Source organism: Fontimonas thermophila, assembly GCF_900113085.1.
Classification (GTDB): Bacteria; Pseudomonadota; Gammaproteobacteria; order Nevskiales; family Nevskiaceae; genus Solimonas; species Solimonas thermophila.
Genome location: NZ_FOOC01000005.1, coordinates 87,038 through 109,837, shown reverse-complemented (window position 1 = coordinate 109,837; position 22,800 = coordinate 87,038). Strand labels below are relative to the sequence as shown.

The 22,800-nt window shown below is 65.6% G+C and carries 22 protein-coding genes; 14 read left to right on the top strand and 8 right to left on the bottom strand.

What is annotated here, in order from left to right:
- Positions 1–30: 30 nt before the first annotated feature.
- Positions 31–1,875: a CocE/NonD family hydrolase gene (locus tag BMZ48_RS06720; protein ID WP_159431108.1), complete on the top strand. Its 1,845-nt coding sequence runs from the start codon at positions 31–33 to the stop codon at positions 1,873–1,875.
- 32 nt (positions 1,876–1,907) lie between these two features.
- Positions 1,908–3,587, top strand: coding sequence for a dihydroxy-acid dehydratase (ilvD, locus tag BMZ48_RS06715; protein ID WP_091533200.1), 1,680 nt, complete (start codon positions 1,908–1,910; stop codon positions 3,585–3,587).
- Here ilvD and BMZ48_RS06710 read toward each other — a convergent pair whose 3' ends face one another.
- From BMZ48_RS06710 to BMZ48_RS06700, 3 genes are all read right to left on the bottom strand, one after another.
- Complete coding sequence (locus BMZ48_RS06710) at positions 3,588–4,436, bottom strand: TatD family hydrolase (protein WP_234981554.1); 849 nt, start codon at positions 4,434–4,436, stop codon at positions 3,588–3,590.
- Positions 4,437–4,479: 43 nt separating this feature from the next.
- On the bottom strand, positions 4,480–6,300 hold the full coding sequence (locus BMZ48_RS06705) for a DCC1-like thiol-disulfide oxidoreductase family protein (protein ID WP_091533198.1): 1,821 nt from the start codon (positions 6,298–6,300) through the stop codon (positions 4,480–4,482).
- Positions 6,301–6,391: 91 nt separating this feature from the next.
- The gene (locus BMZ48_RS06700) at positions 6,392–7,102 is read right to left on the bottom strand and encodes a hypothetical protein (RefSeq protein ID WP_091533196.1); all 711 of its coding nucleotides are present in this window, start codon (positions 7,100–7,102) and stop codon (positions 6,392–6,394) included.
- Positions 7,103–7,214: 112 nt separating this feature from the next.
- Here BMZ48_RS06700 and BMZ48_RS06695 point away from each other — a divergent pair, with 112 nt between their 5' ends.
- From BMZ48_RS06695 to BMZ48_RS06670, 6 genes are all read left to right on the top strand, one after another.
- Complete coding sequence (locus tag BMZ48_RS06695; RefSeq protein ID WP_091533194.1) at positions 7,215–7,889, top strand: alpha/beta hydrolase; 675 nt, start codon at positions 7,215–7,217, stop codon at positions 7,887–7,889.
- A gap of 102 nt (positions 7,890–7,991) precedes the next feature.
- Positions 7,992–8,726 carry a hypothetical protein gene (locus BMZ48_RS06690; RefSeq protein WP_091533192.1) on the top strand — a complete coding sequence of 245 codons (735 nt, stop codon included), beginning with the start codon at positions 7,992–7,994 and terminating at the stop codon, positions 8,724–8,726.
- A 4-nt stretch (positions 8,727–8,730) separates the two neighbouring features.
- Positions 8,731–9,180, top strand: coding sequence for a tellurite resistance TerB family protein (locus tag BMZ48_RS06685; RefSeq protein WP_091533190.1), 450 nt, complete (start codon positions 8,731–8,733; stop codon positions 9,178–9,180).
- A gap of 96 nt (positions 9,181–9,276) precedes the next feature.
- Positions 9,277–9,924 (top strand): DUF1134 domain-containing protein, encoded by a 648-nt coding sequence (locus BMZ48_RS06680; RefSeq protein WP_091533188.1) that lies wholly within the window; start codon positions 9,277–9,279, stop codon positions 9,922–9,924.
- Positions 9,925–10,047: 123 nt separating this feature from the next.
- Positions 10,048–10,782, top strand: coding sequence for a Bax inhibitor-1/YccA family protein (locus BMZ48_RS06675; RefSeq protein ID WP_091533187.1), 735 nt, complete (start codon positions 10,048–10,050; stop codon positions 10,780–10,782).
- A 66-nt stretch (positions 10,783–10,848) separates the two neighbouring features.
- Positions 10,849–11,196, top strand: coding sequence for a DMT family protein (locus tag BMZ48_RS06670; protein ID WP_234981553.1), 348 nt, complete (start codon positions 10,849–10,851; stop codon positions 11,194–11,196).
- 5 nt (positions 11,197–11,201) lie between these two features.
- Here the strand turns inward: BMZ48_RS06670 and BMZ48_RS06665 are convergent, their stop codons facing one another.
- Entirely contained in the window at positions 11,202–11,576 is a 375-nt protein-coding gene (locus BMZ48_RS06665) for a hypothetical protein (RefSeq protein WP_091533183.1), read from the bottom strand.
- An 80-nt stretch (positions 11,577–11,656) separates the two neighbouring features.
- Here BMZ48_RS06665 and BMZ48_RS06660 point away from each other — a divergent pair, with 80 nt between their 5' ends.
- Positions 11,657–11,905 carry a DUF2061 domain-containing protein gene (locus BMZ48_RS06660; protein ID WP_091533181.1) on the top strand — a complete coding sequence of 83 codons (249 nt, stop codon included), beginning with the start codon at positions 11,657–11,659 and terminating at the stop codon, positions 11,903–11,905.
- Here BMZ48_RS06660 and BMZ48_RS06655 read toward each other — a convergent pair.
- Positions 11,863–12,618, bottom strand: coding sequence for a methyltransferase family protein (locus BMZ48_RS06655; protein WP_200769551.1), 756 nt, complete (start codon positions 12,616–12,618; stop codon positions 11,863–11,865). The two genes, BMZ48_RS06660 and BMZ48_RS06655, sit on opposite strands and share 43 nt — an antisense overlap.
- A gap of 69 nt (positions 12,619–12,687) precedes the next feature.
- Here BMZ48_RS06655 and BMZ48_RS06650 point away from each other — a divergent pair, with 69 nt between their 5' ends.
- From BMZ48_RS06650 to glnE, 3 genes are read left to right on the top strand one after another with little or no spacing between them, the layout of a single operon-like run.
- Positions 12,688–14,166, top strand: coding sequence for an amidase (locus BMZ48_RS06650; protein ID WP_091533178.1), 1,479 nt, complete (start codon positions 12,688–12,690; stop codon positions 14,164–14,166).
- Positions 14,163–14,882 carry a hypothetical protein gene (locus BMZ48_RS06645; protein WP_091533176.1) on the top strand — a complete coding sequence of 240 codons (720 nt, stop codon included), beginning with the start codon at positions 14,163–14,165 and terminating at the stop codon, positions 14,880–14,882. The genes BMZ48_RS06650 and BMZ48_RS06645 overlap by 4 nt, the downstream gene beginning before the upstream one ends.
- Positions 14,879–17,689, top strand: a complete 2,811-nt coding sequence (glnE, locus tag BMZ48_RS06640; RefSeq protein ID WP_091533175.1) for a bifunctional [glutamate--ammonia ligase]-adenylyl-L-tyrosine phosphorylase/[glutamate--ammonia-ligase] adenylyltransferase — start codon at positions 14,879–14,881, stop codon at positions 17,687–17,689. The genes BMZ48_RS06645 and glnE overlap by 4 nt, the downstream gene beginning before the upstream one ends.
- Here the strand turns inward: glnE and BMZ48_RS06635 are convergent.
- From BMZ48_RS06635 to BMZ48_RS06625, 3 genes are read right to left on the bottom strand one after another with little or no spacing between them, the layout of a single operon-like run.
- Positions 17,668–18,912 (bottom strand): glycosyltransferase family 4 protein, encoded by a 1,245-nt coding sequence (locus tag BMZ48_RS06635; protein ID WP_091533172.1) that lies wholly within the window; start codon positions 18,910–18,912, stop codon positions 17,668–17,670. The two genes, glnE and BMZ48_RS06635, sit on opposite strands and share 22 nt — an antisense overlap.
- Positions 18,912–20,015 (bottom strand): UDP-galactopyranose mutase, encoded by a 1,104-nt coding sequence (glf, locus tag BMZ48_RS06630; protein WP_091533170.1) that lies wholly within the window; start codon positions 20,013–20,015, stop codon positions 18,912–18,914. The genes BMZ48_RS06635 and glf overlap by 1 nt, the downstream gene beginning before the upstream one ends.
- 12 nt (positions 20,016–20,027) lie before the next feature.
- The gene (locus BMZ48_RS06625; RefSeq protein ID WP_091533168.1) at positions 20,028–20,837 is read right to left on the bottom strand and encodes a DUF5672 family protein; all 810 of its coding nucleotides are present in this window, start codon (positions 20,835–20,837) and stop codon (positions 20,028–20,030) included.
- A gap of 150 nt (positions 20,838–20,987) precedes the next feature.
- On the opposite strand from BMZ48_RS06625, the gene BMZ48_RS06620 reads away from it, so the two are divergent.
- Positions 20,988–22,076: a glycosyltransferase family 4 protein gene (locus BMZ48_RS06620; protein WP_143383646.1), complete on the top strand. Its 1,089-nt coding sequence runs from the start codon at positions 20,988–20,990 to the stop codon at positions 22,074–22,076.
- Between the two features lie 58 nt (positions 22,077–22,134).
- On the top strand, positions 22,135–22,797 hold the full coding sequence (locus tag BMZ48_RS06615; protein ID WP_091533163.1) for a sulfotransferase family 2 domain-containing protein: 663 nt from the start codon (positions 22,135–22,137) through the stop codon (positions 22,795–22,797).
- Positions 22,798–22,800: the final 3 nt, after the last annotated feature.

The following is a 22,800-nucleotide window of genomic DNA, read 5'->3' as shown; positions in this document are numbered from 1 at the left end:
TGCGGGATGTGGTGGCTTTTGGGGTTGCTAATGGGCAGCGCCGGTTCGTCGTTCGCAGCCGAGCCGGCTGCCAGTTACGGCTATATCCCGCTGTCCGACGGCACCCAGCTTCGCTACTCGCTTTATCTGCCGCCGGGTGCCGGTCCTTTCCCGGCCACATTGGTCTATTCCGGCTACAACGCCGGCAATAATCCCTACGACATCAGCTTTGCCAACATCGGCGAGCGTCTGATCGAGCGCGGCATCGCGGTGATCGGCGTGAGCCTGCGCGGCACCGGCTGTTCGCAGGGGACGTGGCGTCCGTTCGATCTGCGCTGGGGTCCGGACGGAGCCGAGGTGGTCGAATGGATCGCGCAGCAGCCGTGGAACGACGGCCGCGTGGCCGCAGCAGGCGTTTCGTTTCCGGCGATCCTTGCGCTGGCCACGGCCGTGCAGCGCCCACCGGCGCTGCGGGCGGTCTTGCCGATGGTGCCGCTTGGCGAGCTTTACCGTGACGTCGCCTATCCAGGCGGCATCTTCAATCTGACGTTTGCGACGGCGTGGACATTCATGCAGAAAGTCGGCACGCCGTTCTCGCTGTTCGAGACGCTGCAGGGTGATACCCGTTGCGGTACCGCTATCCCGCTGCAGAACGATCCCCGACACATCACCGTTGTCGAGGCGGCGCAGATTCCCTACGCCGACAGCGACGAACGCTACGAACGCTTCCTCAGCCCGGAGCTGTTTGCACGCATCAGCGTACCGGTGCTAGGGCAGGTGGCCTGGCAGGACGAGCAGCTCGGGTCGCGTGCCTGGCATGCTTTCGAGCGGCTCGATCCGTCGCGGACCTGGATGGTCGGGGTCAACGGCGCTCACGGCACCATCGTCAACAGCGCGCGGTTTCGCGAGCTTGCGGTCGCGTTTCTGGACCATTTTCTGCACGGCGGTCAGCCGCAGGACTTTGCGGCGCCGCGGCTGCAGATCTGGAAAGGCATGTCCACTGCGGATTACGAGCCGGCCGTCGTCGAGCTCTACGATCGCTGGCCGCTTGAACCCGAGACACTGACGCTCTATGCGCAGCCTGATGGCAGTCTGCGCTTCGAACCACCGAGCGCGGCGCGGATGTTCAGCTATCTGTACCCGCTGCCGGCACCGAGCACCTTGACGCTGATTCTGGTGCCCAATCCGACGCAACTCACCTATCTGTTGCCGGTGATCCCCGGCGGTTCGGTGGCGCTGACGACCCCGACGCTCGATCAGGATTTGCGCATTTTGGGCCCGGCGAGCCTCGATGTGTGGATATCGACTCCGGCATCCGATGTGGATCTACAGGTGTCGCTGGTCGAGGTGCGTCCCGATGGCCGCGAGATGTTCGTCCAGCGCGGCTGGCTGCGTGCTTCCCACCGCGCGCTCGACGCCGTGCGCTCGACGCCGCGTCTGCCGGTGCATACCCATCGGCAGGCCGATGTGCAAGCGCTCACGCCCGGGGCGATCACGCCGCTGCGCATCGAGATCATGCCGGTGGCCCACACCTTCCACGCCGGTTCGGCGCTGCGGGTTTACGTGGAGGCACCGCTCGGGTTTTCCGGTTTCCGCCAGCTTGCGCTCAATCCGCTGCCGACTACGGTCAGTGTGCATGTCGGGCCGCAGACGCCGACGCGCCTGGTGTTCGGGCGTGCGCCGCAACCCGTGTCGATCCCGGTACGCGCGGATGGCTTGCCGGCTTGCGACCGCACCGAGAACCAGCCATGTCGCAGCAGCCCGGAACCCATTCCCGAGGGTAACTTGCAGGTGCCTGCCGCGGAGGATGAGGGCCGCGGCGGCGGCGCATTGGCGTCGATCGGCCTCGTGCTGGCGGTGTTGCTGCGGCGCCGGCGATTGCTCTGCGTACAATAACGGCCCTTTTCTCCAGCCGTGGGCCAGAAATCATGTCCGAGCCGTTGAATCGCCGCTCCCGCCTCATCACCCAAGGCATCGAGCGCTCACCCAATCGCGCGATGTTGCGCGCGGTCGGATTCACCGATGCGGACTTCGACAAGCCCATCGTCGGCGTCGCCAACGGGCATTCGACGATGAACCCGTGCAACGCCGGGATCCAGCCACTGGCCGACCGCGCCGTCGCTGCACTGCGCGAGGCCGGGGCGATGCCGCAGACCTTCGGTGTGCCGACCGTCACCGACGGCATCTCCATGGGCACCGAGGGCATGAAGTACTCGCTCGTATCGCGCGAGGTGATCGCCGACAGTATCGAGACGGCGGTGTCCAGCCAGTGCATGGACGGCGTGCTTGCGATCGGTGGCTGCGACAAGAACATGCCGGGTGCGATGATCGCGATGCTGCGCATGAATGTGCCGGCGATCTTTTGCTATGCCGGCACGATCAAGCCCGGCTGCTGGAAGGGTCAGGCGCTGACCATCGTCTCGTCCTTCGAGGCCGTCGGTGCGTTCCAGGCCGGCAAGATGTCGAAGGAAGATTTCGAAGGCATCGAGAAAAACGCCTGTCCGACGACCGGCGCCTGCGGCGGCATGTATACCGCGAATACGATGTCCTCGTCGTTCGAGGCACTGGGCATGTCGCTGCTCGGATCGAGCCAGATGGCCTGCCCGGATCCGGAGAAGGCGGATTCGGTCGCGGAGTCAGCGCGCGTGCTGGTGGAGGCGATCCGCCGTGACTTAAAACCGCGCGACATCGTCACGCGCAAGGCGATCGAGAACGCGATCGCGCTGATCATGGCCACTGGCGGTTCGACCAATGCCGTGCTGCACTATCTGGCGATCGCGCATGCGGCTCAGGTGCCGTTTGCGATCGACGACATCGAGGCGATCCGCCGCAGAGTGCCGGTGCTGTGCGACCTCAAACCCTCGGGCAAGTATGTGGCCACCGACTTCCATCGTGCCGGAGGTGTGCCACAGGTGCTCAAGATGCTGCTCAAGGCCGGGCTCATCCACGGCGATGCGCTGACGATCACCGGGCAGACGCTGGCCGAGGCGCTGGCCAACGTACCGGACACCCCGCGTGCGGATCAGGACGTGATCCGGCCATTCGACCGGCCGCTGTACAGCCAGGGGCATCTTGCGATCCTCAAGGGCAACCTGGCACCGGAGGGCGCTGTTGCCAAGATCACGGGCCTGAAGAATCCGGCGATCACCGGGCCGGCGCGGGTGTTCAACTCCGAAGACGAATGCATGGCCGCGATCATGGCCGACAAGATCAAACCCGGCGATGTGCTGGTCATTCGCTACGAGGGGCCCAAGGGCGGTCCGGGCATGCGCGAAATGCTGGCGCCGACTTCCGCGATCATCGGCAAAGGGCTCGGTGAAAGCGTCGGCCTGATCACCGATGGCCGTTTCTCCGGCGGAACCTGGGGTATGGTCGTGGGACACGTCGCGCCGGAGGCTTTCGTCGGCGGTCCGATTGCGCTGGTCGAGGACGGCGACAGCATCACCATCGATGCGCACCGTCAGTTGATCCAGCTCAATGTGGACGATGCCGAGCTGGCACGTCGCCGCGCGGCCTGGAAACCGCCGGCGCCGCGTTACACGCGCGGCGTGCTCGCCAAGTTTGCGCGGCTGGTCAGCAGCGCCTCCAAGGGCGCGGTGACCGACTGATCACTCCGGAGCCGGTAAGCCAAAGAACGCCCGCGCTGTTGCGCTCGTGGCCGCCGCCACCGCCGCCTCGCTCTGCCTGCGCGCGGCGGCGAGCGCGCGGACGACCCAGACCAGGTAGGCCGGCTCGTTGCGCCGGTGGCTCGTTTTGGGCGCGGTGCGCGGCAGCAGATAGGGCGCGTCGGTTTCGACCATCAGGCGCGTATCCGGAATGATCCGGACGGCGTCGAGCAAGTGGGTGCCGCGGCGTTCGTCGCAGATCCAGCCGGTGATGCCGATGTGGCAATCGAGCGCAAGATAGTCCTCGAGCGCGGCCTGCGTGTCGGTGAAACAGTGGACGACGACCGGCCCGAGCTGTGGCCGGTGTTCGCGCAGCATGGCGAGAAAGTCGGCGTGCGCGTCCCGCTGGTGCAGGAACAGCGGTTTGCCGGTTTCCGCCGCCAGCGCGAGCTGCGCGGCAAAGGCGCGGCGCTGGTCGGCCTGCGGCGAATAATTGCGGAAATAATCGAGTCCGCATTCTCCGAGCGCGACGACCTGCGGCTGCGCCGCCAGTTCGCGGATTTGCGCTGCCAGCGAGGCCTCCCACTCACTGGCGTGATGAGGGTGCAACCCCGCGGTTGCATACAGGCGGCCTGGATGGCCAAGGGCGAGCGCCAGCGCCTTGCGGTTGCTTTCGGCCGAGGAGCCGGTGACGACGATCTGGGTGACGCCGGCGAGCGTGGCACGATGCAGCACGGCGTCGAGATCCGCATCGAAGCTGTCGTGAGCGAGATTGGCGCCGATGTCCACGAGCGGCGGCAGGCCGCTGGCCGATGCCGGCGTACAGCCGCTGGCGGGCATGGCGGCGCTCATGGGGTCTTGCGCATGAAGGCCCGCTCGATGGGGCGGGCATCGTTCATGGAATCTGCCCGCGGGTTTCGTCCGGGAAACATTCATGGCGCCACAGCACTTGCTGCTCGACGCTCGCGCGCTCTCCCGGCGGTGGCGTTTTTTCCAGCATGTAGATCAGCTTGAACGTCATCAGACGCTTACTGCGCGCATCGGCTTCAAGCTTGTCGGCATTCCAGGTGCGGCACAGGTATTTGCCGTAATAGAGCCGGTGCTGGGCGAACTGCCGTTCCCACAGACGCCCGCGATAAGTCAGCCAGCGGATATTGCCGTGATCCTGCGAGTAGAGCGCCGGCTTGTCGTAGTCCGGCGCACCGCGTTCGGGATGCAGCACGTCCACCTCGCTGCCGTCGGCGAGCCGCCCGGGCACGACCAGCCAGCCATCTTCCTTGAGCGGGTATGGCGCAAACATGTTCCAGAGCTGATCGATGCGGATCGCGCGGAAGACCGGCGTGAGCATCGCGTAACTTGCGCGCGGTGGCATGCCGATGGTGTGCAGGTTCCACAGCAGGACGAGCACGACGAAGACGGCAGCGATGCGCTGCCAGGCCGCACCCAGCTCCCAGCGCACGTGGCGCTGGGGCAGCAGTCGGGCGGTGATGCGGCCGAAAGTCCCGCGATGGCGGGCCACGAAGTCGTAGACGGCGTTGCCGGGTTTCTCCAGGGCCGGATGGCGCAGCAGCGGCCAGGTCCAGCCCCACAGCGGCGAATGCTTGAGCAGAATCGTGAAGGCCGGCCATTTCAGGTAGGCGCGCTCGTCGCCGTCGATCACCACCCAGGAATAATTCGCGTCCATCAGCGTGCGCGCGCGGGGGGTATCCTGCGCCGGGGCAATCGGCGTGCGCGGCAGGATCAGGAACTGCTGCATCAGCAGGCAGGATTTCAGACAAAAGCCACAGTCGCGGTCATAGTAAATCCGCGGCGGTACCGGGTGGCGGCGCGCGTGGCGCTGGGCGAGCGCATCCCACACCCAGCCGCCGGTGAACACGGTCAGCGAAGCCAGGCTCACGTAAGGGAAGTGCCCGAGTTCCAGACAGAGCAAAAACCCGACGTGCATCAGCATGAACGCGAGCATCAGCGCAAAGCGCAGCGGGCGTAGCCACAGCGGCGAGAAGATCAGGATCGGCCCGAGCAGCTCCAGCCACCAGACATACCCGGTCAGAAGCTGCGTGAGCGGATAGAACTCGTTGAGCAGCTTGCCGAGCGGCAGCACATGACGATCCAGCGACAGCGCGTAGTACACCGCGCTGTAGTCCGGCACCCATTCGCGCCCGCTTTTGAGAATCGCGCTGAAGAAATAGACCGACATCACCTGCATGAGCAGGCCCAGCGAGGCCCAGGAGACGTGCAGCTGGCGTTGCGGAGGCGGGTTTTCGGCGAGCGCTGCGTCGACCGAGAAGCGGGCACCGACCGGCAGGAACATCGACCAGAACAGCAGACAGGCGATCAGCAGATCGCCGCCGATGAGAATCATCGGATTGCGGTTGAGCAGCGAACCCCAGAGGACGAAGGACAGCACGTTGGCCAGGCGGGTGTGCCAGCCCAGCGCGTACATCGCCGCCAGCACGGTCTGCACCAGCAGCAGCGTGGCGACGAACCAGGTCTCGCCGTTGGCGAGGTAAAGGGAGATGCGGTGCGCGGGCTCGGCCTCGACGAGCCATGCGCGCGGCATGACACCGGTGTCGGTCCAGAACGCCTGCAGGTCGCAAAAGCCGAGCAGCAGGTTGCAGAACAGCACGCTGCCGAGGGCGAAGCGGAACAGTGCGAGCGTGCGCAAATCGATGCCGATGATCTCGGCCAGACGGGGAAAGCGCTGGGTCAGATCCATGCGTGAGATGCGTGCCGTGACAGTCAAACCCGTGATCCAAATGACAAGGGGAGCCGAATGGCTCCCCCGTGCTGATCCTGCTCGCAGCGGATCACTGTTCGGCGATCAGATCGCCCATGTAACCGGTGCCGCCATCGAGGATACGCTGACGCTCGACCGCGGCGAGCCCTTCCTCGCCGTACTCGGCACGAAAGCCGCCGCCGAGCAATCCGCCCACCAGACCACCGAGCGGAGCGCCGGTTGTGCCGCCGGTCGTGGTGCCGCCAAGCAATCCGCCCAGCGGAGCGCCGGTTGTGCCGCCGGTCGTGGTGCCGCCAAGCAATCCGCCCAGCGGAGCGCCGGTTGTGCCGCCAGTCGTATCGCCGGTTGTCGTGCCGCTGGGGGGCGGATCCGGCGACTCATCCTCGCTGTTGGCGACCTCGGCGATGACGAACCCCAACCCGGCTGCGCCGACGATGAGCAAGCCCCAGTCCACGGTCGTGAACTGGCGTTCGCCGCTGCCGTCCTGGTTCAGGCGCAGCGTCTGCGTGAACGGCATGCCGTTGATCCTGGCCGAGGAGAAGCCGGCGTGGTCGAATTCCACGGACATCAGCGGCGGCAGTGTCTGGTCGCTGAGGCGGCGGTCATGGTCCAGGCGCAGGCCATAGAAGAACGACTCGCTCGCGCGCTCATTTCCGCCGAACTGGAAGTTCAGATAAGCACGGGCTTCAGGCGTGCCGCTGTCCGGCGTGGCCGCTTGGGCGAGGACACTCAAGCCGGCGCAGGCGGCCGCCGTGGTCAACGCCGTGACGATGGTTCGCATGCTTCGTCCCCCAACGAGGTTCAGTCTGGTGTCGCCAGACTATAGGCACGGCGCATCAGACTCGCAAGCCGTTCGTGTGCGACGATGCGGCACAATGGCGCCTTCTGTTGAGATGCCCAGGAATGCCGTGATCCGACTACCCGTACCCGGAGCGACCGAAGAACGCCTGATCGCCGGTCCGGCGGGCCACATCGAGGCGTTGCTCGCAGCGCCCTTGCGCGCGCTTGCCGAGCCGGCGTTTGCCATCGTTTGCCATCCGCATCCGCTGTTCGGCGGTGCGATGACGAACAAGGTCGCCTATACACTCGCCGCCACGGCGCAGAAAGCGGGTTTGTACGCGCTGCGCTTCAATTTTCGCGGGGTCGGACGCAGCGAGGGGCGGCACGACAACGGGCGCGGCGAAACACAGGACGTCGAGTTCCTGGTGGACTGGATGCGCGAACAACTGCCCGGTGCCCGCGCCGTGCTGATGGGGTTTTCTTTCGGTGCCTGGGTCAGCCTCCGTGCTGCCGGATGTGTGCGGCCCGTCGCACAGGTCAGCATCGCTCCTCCTTTCGGCAAGTACGTCGGCGACCAGACCGTGCCGGAGCGGCCGCCATGTCCCTGGCTGGTGGTCCACGGCAGCGACGACGACGTCGTGGACTATGGGCAGACCAAGGCCGTGCTCGATACCTACGTTCCTCCGCCGGAGCTGGTGACGATGCAGGGGGCTGGCCACTTCTTCCACGGCCGGCTGACCGAACTCGGCGGCATCGTGCTGCCGTTTCTGCAACGGCACGTGACTTAGGCAAGGATTGTCAGTCGATTGCCCGCGCATCCGCGCGGCAGTGGCGGTGCGCTCTGTTATGCTGCGGCTGCTCATCCACGGGCTTCAACAAGGGAGCGTCCTATGCATCGCAAAATCCTGGTGGTGTCGCTGCTCGCATTTGCGCCGGGTGTTTTCGCCGATGTCGATTTCGATGTCGATTGCACCAACTGTCAGCCGGCTTTCGAGGATGTCGTCGAGGACATCGGTGCGGCACTCAACTACAAGGTCCTGGCGCCTGCCGAGGCCGGGGGAATCACCGGCTTCGGAGTGGGGGCTTTCGTCAATTACACCCCGGTCGAGAACGAGGCGGCCTGGCGGACCTTGACCAATGGCGAGAAGGTCGATGCAGTCGGCATGGCCGGCCTCGTCGCGAGCAAGGGCTTGCCGCTGGGCATCGACGTCGGAGCGTTTTATGCAACGGTTCCGGGTGCCAGCGGCGTGAAGTTTTACGGCGCGGAGCTGCGCTATGCGCTTCTCGAAGGCGGCGTCGCGCAGCCGGCGCTGGCGGTGCGCGGCGCCTATACGACGGCGAGCGGCATCGATGATTTCGATTACGAAGCCTGGAGCGCGGATGTGTCCTTGTCCAAGGGTTTTGCCTTCGTGACCCCGTATGTCGGCGCCGGCTATGTCTGGGCGACGGCGACGCCGTCCGGAGCGCTCACCCAGGCGCCGGCAAACCTGCGCAAGGTCGATGCGGACAACGAGCGCGTGTTCGCGGGGGTGCGTCTGAGCCTGGGATTGCTGGAGATGACGCCAGCCTACGAGCGCCAGGGTGACCACAACAGCTACACCTTGCGCCTCGGGCTGTCGTTCTAGGCGTATGCTCGAACGGCTCACGCGGTGGTGGCGGCAACCGGCGGGTGCGCCCGAGCCGGCGCGCCGCCAGCTCGCGATGGCGGTGCTGTTGGTGGAGACGGCGCGTGCGGATTTCGACGCCGGGCCGGCCGAGCGCGCTGCCATGTGCGATCAGCTCGTCGCTGCACTCGATCTTGGGCGCGATGAGGCCGAGGCGCTGGTCGAGCGTGCATTCGTGCAATCCCGGCAGGCCGTGTCTCTGCATGAGTTCCTGCAGACCCTCAACGCTGAACTCGATGCGGCGGCCAAACGCGAGCTGATCGAACGCCTGTGGCAGATTGCCCATGCGGACGGATCCGTCGATCCGCGCGAGGAGGCATGTATCCGTCAGCTCGCCGGGCTGTTGTTTGTCCCGCATGCAGACTTCGTGCGCGCGCGCCTGAAGGCGCAGGCTGTGGAGCAGGGTAGCGGGTGAGGGTCAGCACGGATTCAGCCAGTGCGGGTCAGCTTGACGGGGCATGCGGCCGCGGTGCGGCGCCGCGGTTTTCCTAGTCCACCGATGGAGTTGGGTATGGCGAGGGTTCTACTTCTGGGGTTGACGGCTGTGCTTGCGGCCTGCGGGGCGCAGCCGCTGCGCGCCGATTCGGCCGAGCCGCCGCGCGCGATTCTCGTGGAGTCGCCGCCGACTGCCAGCGTTGCCGCAGCCGAGGAGCCAGTGCCGCAGCCACAGCCGGACCAGACCTATTCGGCCGAGGAAATCACGCGTGCGGCTTCCCAGTTCTTCGGCGAGGCCAGCGAGGGCATCGCCAAGGCGATCGAGCGCACGTTCTCCGACTATGGCCGGCCAACGGCCTATATCTTCGGCCAGGAAGGCGGTGGCGCGGCTGTCGTTGGTGTCCGCTATGGCGAGGGCATCCTGCAGTACAAAGGGGGCGGCAGCATGAAGGTGTACTGGCAGGGCCCCAGCATCGGCTGGGATTTCGGCGGCAGCGCCTCCAAGGTATTCACCCTGGTTTACAACCTGCATGATACCTATGAGCTGTTCCAGCGCTTCCCGGCGGTCGATGGCAGCCTCTACGTCATTGCCGGCGCCAGCGTGAATTACCAGCGCAGCGGCAACATCGTGCTGGCTCCGATCCGCACCGGCGTCGGCCTGCGCGCCGGCGCCAGCCTCGGGTATATCCATTACACGCGCCAGCGCTCGCTTGTGCCGCTCTGAGCCGGCGCATCGGTTGCTGCGGCTGGATTCAGTCCTGCCTGCGCGACCACGGAACCGCCTGCACGCGCGCCGGTCAAAGCGCCTAGAATCACCATCCAAGCGTCCCTGATACGGAGTGTTTCGATGAGCTGGAACGAGAACCTGCGTCCCGTCCCTGTCCGCGTCCACGAGGGCGCCGCGATCCCGTCCGCGCCCTCCCGCGACGTCGCTGTCTCTAGCGCGAACAAGGTCTTGCGCAACACCTACCTGCTGCTGTCGATGACGCTGCTGTTCAGCGCCGCGATGGCGACCGTGTCGATGGCCGTCGGTGCCCCCTATGGTCTGGGCCTGGTGTGCTCGCTGGTATCGCTGGGGTTGCTATGGTTCGTTCTGCCGCGCACGGCGAATTCCGAGGCCGGGATCTGGGTCGTGTTCGCGGTCACGGGCTTGCTCGGCTTCGGCCTGGGTCCGGTCATCAGCCTGTACCTGAAAGCCCTCGCCAACGGCGCGCAGGTCGTGGCGATGGCTTTTGGTCTGACCGGCGCGATTTTTGTCGGCTTGTCGGCCTATGCCGTCAGGACCCGGCGTGACTTCAGCTTCATGCGCGGCTTTCTGTTCAGCGGCATCCTGCTTGCTTTCGTGCTGAGCCTTGGCGTGCTGGTCGCGTCGCTGTTCGGCGTCGATCTGCAGCCGCTGGCGCTCGCGATCTCGGCGATGTTCGCCCTACTGATGTGCGGGTTGATTCTCTACCAGACCGGTGAGATCGTGAACGGCGGCGAGACCAACTACGTGCTGGCCACGGTGTCGCTGTACGTGTCGATCTACAACCTGTTCACCAGCCTGCTGCATCTGTTCGGATTTGCATCCGGCGACGAGTGAGCGATAGCGCATCGGTTTTGCGCGAGCCCCGCCCCGCCGGCGGGGCTTTTTCTTGGGATGAACCCTATGAACTGGATCGTTCTGGCACAGACGACGGGACTTTTGATCGCATCCAACGTGTTCATGACGCTGGCCTGGTATGCCCACCTGCGCGATCTGCGCGATAAACCCTGGATTGTCGCTGCACTGGTGAGCTGGGGGATCGCGCTGTTCGAGTATCTGCTGCAGGTGCCGGCCAACCGGATCGGCTATACGGCGCTGTCGTTGCCGCAGCTCAAAATCCTGCAGGAGGTCATCACCTTGTCGGTGTTCGTTCCCTTCGTGCTGCTGTACATGAAGCAGGAACTGAAGTGGGACTATCTGTGGGCGGCGCTGTGCATGATCGGCGCGGTTTATTTCGTCTTCCGCAGCTAAAAAGCTCAACGCTCGATTCTGAGCACATAAACGCCTTGCTCGGTGCGCAGCAGCCGGCCGGTGACCGTCACCGGGTCATCACTCAAACCCGGGCGCAGGTCGAGGAGCCGCACCTGGTCGGTGAGGCCGCTGACCCACAGGCAGTGCCGCTCGCCGGTCAGCATCCAGTCCTGGGGTGTCAGGGGTTGTACACCGCTGCAGCGTCCTTCGCGCTGGCGTGGGACACCGATCACGGTGATGCGCTCGCCGACGGCCCCGGCCAGATGCGGCACCGCGAGATCCACCGGAACTGCGGCGCCGCTGCGCCACTCCACGGGCTGATCGAGGACGTGTTCATTCGCGCAGCCGGTCAGTGCCGCAAGAGCGATAGCGAAATTCAATGCTCGCCATGAAAACGATTGTCTAGAAATAAACATGAGAATACTTATCATTCCTAGCAGCAGCAGCGTGGAGAACGGCGATGATCAAAACCCTCAGCTTTGGTGCGATGCACGTGACGGTTGCGTTCGCCGTCGTGTGGCTGATGACCGGCGACTGGATGACCGGTGGCGCCGTCGCGTTGATCGAACCCTGCGTCAACACTCTGGCCTATCACATCCACGAAAAACTCTGGAAGCGTCACGGCGCGGGTACGGCCGCCGCCTGCGGGCACGCGCTGCCCGGCCCTCACAGGATGCCAGGGAATAACCACCAGCTACGCTGTTTATAGGCCGCCCACTCCGGGTAGCGTGACAGGCTCGCCTCTTTCATCACCATGTTGACCGCAAACAGCCCGATCCAGACCCAGGCGAGCACGAGTACCGGCAGCCAGTGCCAGACCATCAGGGCGAAGCTGCCGTAGATCATCATCTCGCCCAGATAGTTCGGATGCCGGATGTAGCGGTGCATGCCGTCGGTGATCAGGCCGCGCTTGACGCGCAGGGTGAAATATTTCTGCGCGTCGGCGGCGATCATGATCACGCAGCCGAGCATGCACAGGCTGATGCACAGGCAGAACCAGGCGTAATCGGGCAATGGATAGTCCGGCTGGCTGGTGCCGGAGATCAGCAGCCAGCCGAAGACCCAGTACCAGCCGAGCACACCGAGGAAGGCATTGATGCCGCCGCCGATTGTGATCCGCACCTGCCAGTTCGGATCCGGAAAGGCGAGGTCCTTGATGATCCAGACCAGGCCATAACTGCCGTGCATCGCGAGATAGATCCAGGCCGCGGTCGAGGTGTTTCCGTAGTAGGCGATCAAGGCGCCGAGGAACACGAAGGTTCCGGCTTTCTGAAAGTTGATCACCCAGGAGAACTTCCACGGACGCGGCCCGCCGCCGAAGTCGTAGACCAGCCAGTTCGTGAAACGCCGCATCGCCGCCGCCCACGCCGGGGCATGGGCGGGAATCGCATGGCCTGAAGCAATCGCAGAGTCGCGGCTCATCGCGGTCTCCAGAATGTCGTCCGGTCCGGCTACTCTATGCCGCCCGACCGTCTTTGTGGAGCAGCACAGATGATCTCCGTCGCCGATTACCAGCGGTATGACGGTTTAGGGCTCGCAGCATTGGTGCGTGCCGGCGAGGTGACGCCGACAGAGCTCCTGGAGGCTGCAATCGCCTGCGCCGAGCGCATCAACCCGCAGATCAACGCGATCGTGATCCCGATGCACGAGATCGCGCGCGAACGCGCGCGCGGCCACCTCGTGGGGCCGTTCGCGGGCGTGCCGTTCTTGATCAAAGACGTGGTCCAGGATTACGCCGGTGTGCCGACGACGGCCGGCAGTCGCGCGATCGATTACGTACCCCCAACGCATGCGGAAATCACCGAGCGCTTCCTGCGCAGCGGCGTCGTCATCTTCGGCAAGACCAACACGCCCGAGCTGGCGCTCAAGGGCATCACCGAACCCGCACGCTGGGGGCCGACGCGCAATCCCTGGGATCTCGAACGCACGCCAGGGGGATCGAGCGGCGGCGCGGCGGCTGCGGTCGCTGCCGGCATCGTGCCGATGGCCGGTGCCAACGACGGCGGCGGTTCGATCCGGATTCCCGCTGCCTGCTGCGGCCTGTTCGGTTTGCGGCCATCGCGCGGGCGCGTGCCGCTGGGGCCGCGTATCGGTGAAGTCTGGGAAGGCGCGTCGTCCGATCTCGTCGTCTCCCGCAGCGTGCGCGACAGCGCCGCCATGCTCGATGCCGTGCATGGCGCCGATGTCGGCGCACCATTCGAGATTCGCCCGCCGCAGCGTCCTTATCTGGACGAGCTGCAACAACCGCCGGGTCGGCTGCGGATCGCATTCTCGACGCGTTCGCCGATCGGCACTGAAGTTCATGCGGAATGCGTGCGGGCGGTGATCGATGCGGCGCGGCTGCTCGAGGATCTCGGGCATCACGTCGAGGAAGCCGAGCCCGAGATCGACGGCGAGCGTCTCGCGCAGGATTTTCTGACGATGTACATGGGGCAGGTGGCGGCCGATATCGCCCACTGGGCGGCCGTCGCAGGGGCGCGCGAAACCGATTTCGAACCGGACACCCGCGCCCTGGGGCTGCTCGGACGCACTTTGCCGGCGCACGAATACATCCTCGCCCGGCGGCGCTGGAACGATTACGCGCGCGCCCTCGGCCGCTTCCACGAGCGTTACAGTCTGTACATGACCCCGACGCTGGCGCAGCCGCCCGTGCGCATCGGCGAGCTCGCGCCGCCGCGCTGGCTGCGCATCGCGCAGTCCCTCGTGCTCGCAGCGGGCGCCGGTCGGTTCCTGCACCGCAGCGGGGTGGTCGAGCAGCTGGCGCGCGAGAACCTGGCCAAGGTGCCGTTCACCCAGCTCGCCAACCTGACCGGGACGCCGGCGATGTCCGTGCCCCTGCACTGGACCGCCGACGGGTTGCCCGTCGGCGTGCAGTTCATCGCCCGGTTCGGCGGCGAGGATGTCCTGCTGCGGCTCGCCGCGCAGCTCGAACAGGCGCGGCCCTGGGCCCAGCGCCGGCCTGCGTTATGAACGTGATCATCGATCCGCGCTATTGCGGGCCGCCTTCGTCCGGCAACGGCGGCTATACCGGCGGCGTGCTCGCGCAGCATCTGGACGGTCATCCGGACGGTGCCGTCGAAGTGACGCTGAAAGCCCCGCCACCGCTGGGTGTGATTCTGCGTATCGATCGAGCCGAGACCGGCGTGCACTTGCTGCGCGAAGACGGTCAATTGATCGCGCAGGCGCGGCCGGCGACGCTGGAGCTGGCGGTGCCGCCAGCCCCCGATTTCGATGCAGCCACCGCGGTCGCGCAGCGCTACGCGGGTCTGCACGCGCACGACTATCCCACCTGTTTCGTCTGTGGGCCGCAGCGCGCGCAAGGCGACGGCTTGCGCATCTTCAGCGGATCCTGGCGCGACGGCATCGTCGCCGCACCGTGGCAGCCCGATGCTGCGCTCGTTGCGCCGGATGACACGATACCGCTGTCCATTCTCTGGGCTGCGATCGACTGCGCCGGATACTGGGCCGCGGTCGGCAGCCAACAGATGCGTCCCGTGATGCTGCTCGGACGCATGACCGCGCGCTTCGACGGCCGTGTCGGCGTCGGTGAGCGCTGCGTGGTCATCGGTTGGCCGCTCGGTGTGGAAGGGCGCAAGCACCATACCGGCACGGCACTGTTCGGCAGCGATGGTCGCTGCGTCGGATACAGCCGGCAGACCTGGATCGCACGCGAGCCTGCGATATGACGGCTGACGACAGCCTCATCGCCCAATTGCGCGAGCGCGCGCCTGTGCTTGCCAGCGAACTGCCGCGTGTGCTCACGGCGAGCCGTTTCGTGCGCGCGGCGCTGCCCGTGCTGATCGACGCTGGCGAGGATTTCGCCGACTGGTCACGGTCGCTGGCCGCGGGTGAACTCGCCGCCGCGGTCGATGCGGCGCTCGCCGGTGTCGACGATCCGGCTCTGGCCATGCAGAAGCTGCGGCGGCTGCGCCGCCGGTACATGGTGCGGATCGCCGTGCGCGATCTGGCCAATCTCGCATCGCTCGATGAGACGCTGGGCGATCTCTCCGATCTCGCCGATGCCTGCCTTGGATCGGCGTTGCGCGCCGTCGAGCAGCGACTGCAGGCCCGTCATGGCATACCACGCAACGCCGCTGGCGAGGTGATCCGGCCGGTCGTGCTCGGCATGGGCAAACTCGGCGGCCGCGAGCTGAATTTTTCTTCCGACATCGATCTGATCTTCTGCCACACCGACAGCGGCGAAACCGACGGCCCGAAGGTGCTGAGCTCGGACGAATACTTCGCCCGGCTCGCGCAGGAGACGACCAAATGGCTGGTCGCGCCGACTGCCGACGGTTTCGTGTTCCGCGTCGATACCATGCTGCGCCCGTTCGGTTCCGCCGGCGCACTGTCGGCTTCCTTCCCGGCACTGGAGGACTATTACCAGGTGCATGGCCGTGAGTGGGAACGCTACGCGCTGATCAAGGCGCGGCCGGTCGCCGGTGATCTCGCGGCCGGGCAGCGTCTGCTGCAAACCTTGCGGCCCTTCGTGTATCGGCGCTATCTCGACTACAACGCGATCGGTGCGTTGCGCGAGCTCAAGAGGTTGATCGAGAGCGAGGTCGCGCGCAAAGGGCTTGCGAACAACATCAAGCTCGGCGCCGGTGGGATCCGCGAAATCGAGTTCATCGTGCAGTCCTTCCAGCTCGTGCGCGGCGGCAGCGTCGCCGCGCTGCGCGACACCCGTCTGCGCCCGGTGCTGCGGTATCTGGGCGAGAACGGCTATCTCGATCCCGACGACGCCGCGCGCCTGGATGCCGCCTACGTGTTCCTGCGCCGGCTCGAGAACGCGATCCAGATGTACGCGGATCAGCAGACGCACACGTTGCCGGAGACGGACGAGGCGCGGGCGGCACTGGTGGCGGCGCTCGGCTTTGCCGACTGGCCGGCGTTGCTGCAGCGTGTGGATGCCGTGCGCGCGGAAGTCGAGCGTCAGTTCGCGCGCGTGTTTGCCACCGCGCCGGAGACCGCAGCGAGCCCGCACCAGGCGCTGGTCGACGCACTGTGGGCGGGCAGCGTATCCGGCGATGCTGCACTCGATGCCCTCTGCGACATCGGATTCCGCCAGCGCCCACAGGCAGTGTTGGCGCAGATCGAATCCCTGCGTGAGGTGCGCCTGGTCCGCGCGATGCGCGAGGATGCGGTGCAGCGGCTGCGCATGCTGCTTGCCTTGCTGTTTGCCGAGGCACTCACGCAGCGCGATCCGGAAAGCGCATTGATCCGCACGCTGCGCGTGGTCGAGGCCGTCGCCGGGCGCAGTACCTACCTGACCCTGCTGCGGGAATCGCAGCCGGCGCGCGCTGCGCTGGTGCGGTTGTGCGCCGCCAGTCCCTGGCTCACCGACTTCATCGCGCGTGCGCCGATCGTGCTCGACAGCCTGCTCGACCCGCGCTCGCTCTATGCACCGCCAGACCGCGAGGAACTGTTCGCCGAGCTGCGCCGCCGTGCCGAAGCCTTGCGGCCGCCGGCCGACACCGAGCAGGCGATGGATTTGCTGCGCCATTACCAGCGCGAGATCACTCTGCGTATCGCGGCGGCGGATCTCGTCGAGGCGCTGCCCCTGGTCAAGGTCAGTGACCGGCTGACCTGGCTCGCCGAGTCGATCGTCGATCAGGCCCTGCGGTTTGCCTGGATGGAGATGCAAGCCCAGTACGGCACACCGCTCAGACGCGACGGTACGGCGGCCGGTTTCGCCGTCATCGCCTACGGCAAATTCGGCGGCATCGAACTCGGCTACGGATCCGATCTGGATCTCGTATTCCTGCACGACTGCGACCAGCTCGATGCGGACAGCGTCGGCGGGGCACGCCGCATCGACAACGGCACCTACCTCGCGCGTCTTGCACAACGGCTGATCAACTGGCTGTCGACGCAGACGGCGGCCGGACGCGCCTATGAGGTCGACATGGAGCTGCGACCCAACGGCCGTTCCGGACTGCTCGTGAGCAGCCTGTCCCGTTTCGCCGACTACCAGAAGAACGAAGCCTGGACCTGGGAACACCAGGCGCTGACGCGTGCACGCTGGGTTGCCGGTTCGCCACAAATCGGCGCTGCCTTCGATGCGGTCCGTCGCGACGTGCTGATGCGTGTGCGCGACACCGAAACCCTGCGCCGCGAGATCCTCGACATGCGTGCCAAGATGCGCGCCAACCTCGACAAATCGACGTCTGAGGTCTGGGACATCAAGCAGGGGCAGGGCGGATTGGTGGACATCGAGTTCATCACCCAGTATCTGGTGCTGCGCGACGCGCACAAGGATGCCGGCATCGTGCAGTGGAGCGACAACTGGCGCCAGCTCGAAGCGCTGGAGCGCGCCGGCAGCATCGGTGCGGCGGACGTGCGCACGCTGATCGACTGCTACCGGCGTTACCGCACCTGGGCGCACGCGCAGGCGCTGCAGAACGCTCCACTGCTGTGCGAGGCACAACGGTTTGCCGACGAGCGTGCCGCCGTTACGCGGCTGTGGTCGCGCTATCTCGGTGCTGGAGCGTGAGTGCGCGCGGACTGCGTCCACGCCGCATCATCGAGCAGGAGCGCTTCCATCGTCTGGACGGAGCGCTCCCACGTGAAGCTCAGCGCCATTTGCCGCCCGCGCGCTGCGATTGCATTGCGATAAGCATCGTCGCGGATCAGGCGCACGATGCCTTCGGCGATCCCCGCGGGATCCCGCGCCGGCACGATTTCGGCGGTGAGGCCGGCATGTGCGTAATCCTCGGTGCCGGTTGCGGTCGTGATCACCGGCTTGCCGCACGCCATCGCTTCCAGCGGGAACAGCGGGAAGCTCTCATACCACGAGGCGCTGAGAAGGATGTCGGCCTCGGCGTAGGCACGCGCGAGCTGTGGCGGTTGCAGGAAACCGAGCGCCTCGTACGGCGCCACGGGGTTGTCCGGTGGCAGCAACGAATCGCCGTAGACCAGCCAGCGCAGATTTTTGTCCGGCAGACGGCTGCGCGCGATGCGCATGGCCTCGGCCATTTCGGCAAAACCCTTCCAGCGCGCATTGCGCCCGCCGTAGCTGATGATCCGGACTTCACTGCCGAGTGAGCGCGGCTCCGCTTCCCCCCGGAAAATCTCATGGTCGATCGCATTCGGGCAGCGTGCGACATCGCAGCCGGAGAACTCGCGCAGCAGTTGCTGCAGCCACGGCGAGTTGGCGATCAGGCGCAGCCCCAGGCGGTAACTCAGCTCGGCCTCGCGCCGGGCCGCCTCGGGGTCGGCCATTTCGTCCTTGAAATAGGGCTCGAAGTGTTGTGCGAAATAGTAAAGCCGGCCGGTGCCATAGAGAGCAGTCGGCAGTGCGGTCTCGAATCCCGTGGCGACGGTGACGTCCGCTTCTGGCATGTGTTCGCGCGCCAGGTACAGGCGTGTGCCGAGTTTGATCTCGCTGGGCCACTTCGACGTATGTGCAACGGCGAGGTTGGCGAACAGACGCGCACGTGCATGGTTGCGCTCCCGTTTGCCAGCCGGTGCGAACAGGGTTTGCAGCCAGGTTCCGAGCGCGCGGCGCATGGCGCGCCGGTAGTCGTGCTTGGATCGGGTGCAGACGCGGGCATCGAGCGGTGTGAACCACGCCGGTGTTTCGGATGGGGCGATCGGAATCAAGCTGACGGTGTGGCCGCGGCGTGCAAGCCCATGGGCGTAGTGCATCACGCACAGCAGTCCGCCGCTGAACTGATGTTTGTGCAGACGCGGCACGACAAAATTGATGCGGGCCATTATTCGGATTCTCCGAGAATGGTGCGCGCCGCAGTCAATGCCGCACCGACGACCTGGTCCATGTTGTAGTAGCGGTATTGCGCCAAGCGCCCGACAAACGTCACCGTGGTCTCACGCTTGGCCAGCTCGGCATAGCGTTTGTAGAGCGCTTCGTTGTCCGGCCGCGGAACGGGGTAATACGGATCGCCCTCGGCCTGCGGATATTCGCGCACGATCGATGTGCCGGGGTGCCGTTGTCCGGTTGCGTGCTTGAACTCGGTGATGCGCGTGTAGGCATGATCGTTCGGGTAATTGACCGTCGCCACCGGCTGATAACGCTCGATGTCGGCAAAGTGCTCGTGCTCGAAGCGCAGGGAGCGGTAGGGTAGGCGGCCGTAGCAATACCCGAAGTACGCATCGATCGGACCGGTGTAAACCGTGTGCCGGGCGGAGATTTGCCCGCGCACTGCTGCAAAGTCCGTGCCCAGCTCGACCCGGATGCGCGGATGATCGAGGAGATTACGGAACATGGCCGTATAACCGGCCTTGGGCATGGCCTGGAAACGGTCGGAGAAGTAACGGTCGTCCGAGTTGGTGCGTACAGGAATGCGTGCCGTCACGCTGGCAGCGAGCTCGGATGCGTCCACTCCCCACTGCTTGCGGGTATAGCCGCGGAAAAACTTTTCGTAGAGGTCACGGCCAACGGTGTTGAGGACGACATCCTCGCTCGTGCGGACCGGCTCGCGGGGTTCGCGCACGCGTTCGAAGAAAGCCTTGACGCCTTCTTCATCGAGATTCAGTCCATAAAGCTGGTTGATGGTGTCGCGGTTGATTGGGATCGGATACAGCCGCCCCTCGACCCAGGCACGCACGCGGTGTTCGTACGGATGCCACTCGGTAAAACGGGACAGATAATCGACGATGCGTTCGGCGTTGGTATGGAACAGATGCGGGCCATAACGGTGGATGAGCACGCCATGGGCATCGAATTCGTCGTAGGCGTTACCGGCGATATGTTCCCGACGATCGATGACCAGTACCTGGCGTCCGGCGTGCGCCAGCCGTTCGGCCACGACTGCGCCGGCGAAACCGGCGCCCACGACTAACACGTCAACCTTGGCCATTGCAGATATCCATCAAATTTCGTGACCGTACCGGCGCAGGACGGATTGCCAGAACGCCAGATCCATTTTTTCCCATGCGTGACAGCCAAACGGTAGCTCGCCACCGGTGTAGCGGGCCAGCACCTCGCGCGGCGCTGCCTCGACGGCGAAGCGCACGGCGGTGCGGAAATCAGGAATGCGCAGTCCGGTGGAGTGGCCGTTGATGCCGAGCGAGAAAAAGATGTCCTCGTTGAGGGCCGGGACGGCCTGCAAAAAGTCGCGGATCGCATCGGCGAAGCGCTCGGTTACGTCGATGAATGCACCCACACGCCGCAGCGAAAAACCACCGTTGCCGACACAGAAATGGATGCGTGCGCTGTGCGGGATCACGCTGTCCGGCTTGGTGCGATCGAGCCAGTCGTAGATCCGTTTCTTGATGCGTGCGCGCGCATACGCCAGCGGCGAGCGCAGGGTGCGCGGCTTGATCCAGGGCGCGCCGATGTAATCATAGCCCTGTGCGCACCACTCGGCGAGGGCATCGTGGAAGACCAGTGCGTCGAGCTGGTGGATGAGGATGTATTCGTACTGGGCGAACCTGCGGTAAAAGTCGGCCGAGAGCATCAGCGCGTTGTAGCTGCGCACGCTGGCGAGGGCGCCGTCGTCGAGATCGACAGTGCCAAACCCCGGGAATTCGCGCAGCAGCGCCGTTGCATCGAGCGAGCGGGGCTTGGCGAAGACCCGCGGATGTGCCGCGAGGAGACGGTCGCACTGGATGAGGGCGATACGCTCATTCTTCGTCAGCGTGGTGCGGTACAGGGGAACGACGACGCAGGCGGTGGGCATAGGCGGTGGGCAGTTCGGGCCGCGCGGTTCAAGCTGTTTCGTGGATGGGCGCAGATTCTGCGATGATGGACAAGCGCTCTGCGCAGCCCATCCGCATCCCATTTCCATATGTCTGATCGCTCACCGCGCCCGCTTCGCTGTGCAATCGAGGTGTCCAACGTGCTCAACGCGCGGCCATCCGGCATCGCGCGCTATGTTACCGGCCTGCTCGGTGGTCTGCAGGCGCTGCGTGGGGATGATACGCCATTGGAGCTGGTGCAACTGTGGCGGCTTTCGCGCTGGCGGCGGCGGCATTTGCTGCGCACGGGTGTGGGTCTGGCGCAGCAGGCGTGGGTGGACGGTATCTGGCCGCTGCAGCGCCGCTACGATGTCGTCCATGCGACGGCCCACCGGCTGCCGCGCTGGGACGGCTGCGCCAAGGTCGTGACCGTCCACGACGTCTATGCCGCCGTCGGCATCAATTACCACGCACCGGTTGAGCGCGAGCGGCAGCTTGCGCGCTACCGCGAGCTCGCAGCGCGTGCCGATCGTGTGATCTGCGTGAGCGAGAACACGCGGCGGGATTTTCTGCGGCATTTCGATTTTGATCCCGCACGCACCCATGTCATTCACCACGGGATCGACACCGAGCTGCAGCCACGGCCGCCGTCGGTGCTGGCGTCCATACGTGCCCGTTACGCTGTGCCGGATCCGTTTCTGCTCGTGTTCGGTTCGCGGGCAGAGAACAAGAACATCCCCCGTCTGTTGCAGGCTTATGCGCGTTCCGGGGTAGCGGCGGACTATCGGCTCATGGTGGCCGGTCCGATGCGCGATGCCGACCGCCAGCGCTTTCTCGAAGACGTGGCCGCGCTCGGGCTGTCCGGGCGCGTGCTGGTGCCCGGCTATGTGCCGGATGCCGACGTGCCCTTGCTGTATGCGGCGGCGAGCGCTTTTCTGTTCCCATCCACCTATGAGGGTTTTGGTCTGCCGATTCTCGAGGCCATGGCGTGCGGCACACCGGTGCTGACGAGCACGGGCGGGGCCTGCCCGGAAGTCGCCGGCGGCCATGCCGTGCTGGTGGATCCGCTCTGCGTGGACGACATCGCCCGCGGCATCCGGGAGGTGCTGGCGATGCCGCAGGCTCGGCGCGAAGCGGCGCTGGCGTATGCGCAGACCAAGACCTGGATCGAGACCGCGCGGCAGACGCTCGCGGTGTATCGGCTGGCGATCGCCGACCGCGGCTCGGCACGTCGTCCATGATCGTCATGCCGCTCGGTTATCCTACGCCGCCGCGTCCACTGCGCAGCGGCGTAAGCCCATGATTCTCTCCAACCGCTACAACTTTCTGTACGTCCACATTGCCAAGACCGGCGGCACCAGCGTGCGCGCCGCTCTGCGCCGATTGCAGTGGAAGGACCCGTACTATCTCGCCCAATTCATCTGCTCGCGGCTGTCGCACATGACCGGGCATCGCATCGCCGCGAAGCTGCCGCGCCACGCCAAGATCATCTGCGCCCAGGAGATGCTGCCCAAGGAGTTCTTCGACGGGCTGTTCAAGTTCGCCTTCGTGCGCAATCCCTGGGATCTGCAGGTGTCCAGTTATCACCATCTCAAGCGCGAACGCCCGCATCTGCTGGCCGGGCATGAATCTTTCGAAGCCTTCACGCGCTGGAAACTCGATCCGCAGCGGCCGTACCAGTATCACCTCGATACCTCGATCACGTTGCAGACCGATTATCTGATCGACCTGCACGGCCGGATCCTGACCGATTTCATCGGCCGCTACGAGACCCTCCACGAGGATTTCGCGCACATCTGCAAGATCATTGGTGTGCCGCCGATCGAGCTGCCCCACAAGCGGCAGGCGACGGATCGCAAGAAGGATTACCGCAGCTACTACAGCGACGATCTTGCCGAGCTCGTCGGCAAGCATTTTGCCCGCGACATCGAGCTGCTCGGCTACCGCTTCGACCCGGTGTGAGGC

Coding starts and splice junctions, on each gene's coding strand:
- glnE (WP_091533175.1), top strand. CDS start 14,879: ATGACGGCTGACGACAGCCTCATCGCCCAATTGCGCGAGCGCGCGCCT.
- glf (WP_091533170.1), bottom strand. CDS start 20,015: ATGGCCAAGGTTGACGTGTTAGTCGTGGGCGCCGGTTTCGCCGGCGCA.
- BMZ48_RS06655 (WP_200769551.1), bottom strand. CDS start 12,618: ATGAGCCGCGACTCTGCGATTGCTTCAGGCCATGCGATTCCCGCCCAT.
- BMZ48_RS06700 (WP_091533196.1), bottom strand. CDS start 7,102: ATGCGAACCATCGTCACGGCGTTGACCACGGCGGCCGCCTGCGCCGGC.
- BMZ48_RS06645 (WP_091533176.1), top strand. CDS start 14,163: ATGAACGTGATCATCGATCCGCGCTATTGCGGGCCGCCTTCGTCCGGC.
- ilvD (WP_091533200.1), top strand. CDS start 1,908: ATGTCCGAGCCGTTGAATCGCCGCTCCCGCCTCATCACCCAAGGCATC.
- BMZ48_RS06680 (WP_091533188.1), top strand. CDS start 9,277: ATGGCGAGGGTTCTACTTCTGGGGTTGACGGCTGTGCTTGCGGCCTGC.
- BMZ48_RS06685 (WP_091533190.1), top strand. CDS start 8,731: ATGCTCGAACGGCTCACGCGGTGGTGGCGGCAACCGGCGGGTGCGCCC.
- BMZ48_RS06660 (WP_091533181.1), top strand. CDS start 11,657: ATGATCAAAACCCTCAGCTTTGGTGCGATGCACGTGACGGTTGCGTTC.
- BMZ48_RS06705 (WP_091533198.1), bottom strand. CDS start 6,300: ATGGATCTGACCCAGCGCTTTCCCCGTCTGGCCGAGATCATCGGCATC.
- BMZ48_RS06720 (WP_159431108.1), top strand. CDS start 31: ATGGGCAGCGCCGGTTCGTCGTTCGCAGCCGAGCCGGCTGCCAGTTAC.
- BMZ48_RS06710 (WP_234981554.1), bottom strand. CDS start 4,436: ATGAGCGCCGCCATGCCCGCCAGCGGCTGTACGCCGGCATCGGCCAGC.
- BMZ48_RS06635 (WP_091533172.1), bottom strand. CDS start 18,912: ATGGCCCGCATCAATTTTGTCGTGCCGCGTCTGCACAAACATCAGTTC.
- BMZ48_RS06625 (WP_091533168.1), bottom strand. CDS start 20,837: ATGCCCACCGCCTGCGTCGTCGTTCCCCTGTACCGCACCACGCTGACG.
- BMZ48_RS06675 (WP_091533187.1), top strand. CDS start 10,048: ATGAGCTGGAACGAGAACCTGCGTCCCGTCCCTGTCCGCGTCCACGAG.
- BMZ48_RS06670 (WP_234981553.1), top strand. CDS start 10,849: ATGAACTGGATCGTTCTGGCACAGACGACGGGACTTTTGATCGCATCC.
- BMZ48_RS06615 (WP_091533163.1), top strand. CDS start 22,135: ATGATTCTCTCCAACCGCTACAACTTTCTGTACGTCCACATTGCCAAG.
- BMZ48_RS06690 (WP_091533192.1), top strand. CDS start 7,992: ATGCATCGCAAAATCCTGGTGGTGTCGCTGCTCGCATTTGCGCCGGGT.
- BMZ48_RS06695 (WP_091533194.1), top strand. CDS start 7,215: ATGCCCAGGAATGCCGTGATCCGACTACCCGTACCCGGAGCGACCGAA.
- BMZ48_RS06650 (WP_091533178.1), top strand. CDS start 12,688: ATGATCTCCGTCGCCGATTACCAGCGGTATGACGGTTTAGGGCTCGCA.